Origin of the sequence: Nocardia farcinica (assembly GCF_029867845.1) — a bacterium.
Taxonomy (GTDB): Bacteria; Actinomycetota; Actinomycetes; order Mycobacteriales; family Mycobacteriaceae; genus Nocardia; species Nocardia farcinica_A.
In genome coordinates this window covers 1-1151 of record NZ_JARWRU010000046.1, presented here as the reverse complement: position 1 = coordinate 1151, position 1151 = coordinate 1, and the positions used below count along the sequence as shown (strand labels likewise).

Genomic DNA, 1151 nt, shown 5'->3' with positions numbered 1-1151 from the left:
GTGGCCCTGCTCGAGGCGCGGCTGGCCGCGGGCGCCGATGCCCGCAAGACCAAGGCCGAGGCGATCCGCCTCGCCGAATCGCTGCCCACCGCCGCCGTCATCGGCGACATCGAGTCGCTGGCGCAGCGCCTGCGGGCCATCACCGAACATTCCGAGGAAGCCGCCGCGCACGCCAGGGAGGAGAAGGAGCGCGCCCGCCACGAGCACACCGAGCGCAAGGAAGCGCTGTGTGCCGAGGCCGAGCAGATCGCCGCCGAGTCCACCCAGTGGAAGCAGGCGGGCGACCGATTGCGCGAGATCCTCGAGGAGTGGAAGACCATCCGCGGGGTCGACCGCAAGGTCGACGACGCGCTGTGGAAGCGCTACTCCAAGGCGCGCGAGGCGTTCAACCGCAGGCGCGGCGCGCACTTCGCCGAACTCGACCGTGAGCGCGCCGCCGCCAAGGCGCGCAAGGAAGAGCTGTGCGTGCGGGCCGAGGAACTCTCCGACTCCACCGACTGGACCGGCACCGCCGCCATCTTCCGCGAGCTGCTCAGCGAGTGGAAGGCCGCCGGCCGCGCGCCGCGCGAGGCCGACGAGGCGCTGTGGCGGCGGTTCAAGAGCGCCCAGGACGTCTTCTTCGCCGCGCGCAACGCCGCCGTCTCCGAGCGCGAGGCGGAGTTCGAGGCCAACGCCGCCGCCAAGGAGGAGCTGCTGGCCGCCTACGCCCACCTCGATCCCGAGCAGGATCTCGATGCCGCCCGCGCCGGGTTGCGCGAGCTGCAGGAGCGCTGGGAGGCCATCGGCAAGGTGCCGCGCGACCGGATGCACGAGCTCGAGGGCAAGCTGCGCGCCATCGAGAAGCGTGTCCGCGAGGCCGTCGACGAACAGTGGCGGCGCACCGACCCGGAGGCCATGGCGCGGGCCGCGCAGTTCAGGGAGAAGGTCGCCCACTTCGAGGAGCAGGCCGCCAAAGCCGAAGCCGCCGGCCGGACCCGCGACGCCGAGCAGGCGCGCGAACAGGCCAAGCAGTGGCGCGAGTGGGCCGAAGCGGCCGAGGGCGCGGTCAGCAACCCCGGACCCCGCGCGCCCCGCCACCCAGAACCGGGGCCCCCCGGGGGTTGGGATAACCGCCGGGCCCGGGGTGATAGGGGGGGGGGGGGGCGCCCGGG

1 protein-coding gene is annotated in these 1151 nt (G+C 73.9%); it reads left to right on the top strand.

Annotated features, from left to right (window positions below):
- Nucleotides 1-1151: DUF349 domain-containing protein (locus QH283_RS00725; RefSeq protein WP_280501083.1), on the top strand; the 1151-nt coding region annotated here is incomplete at both ends.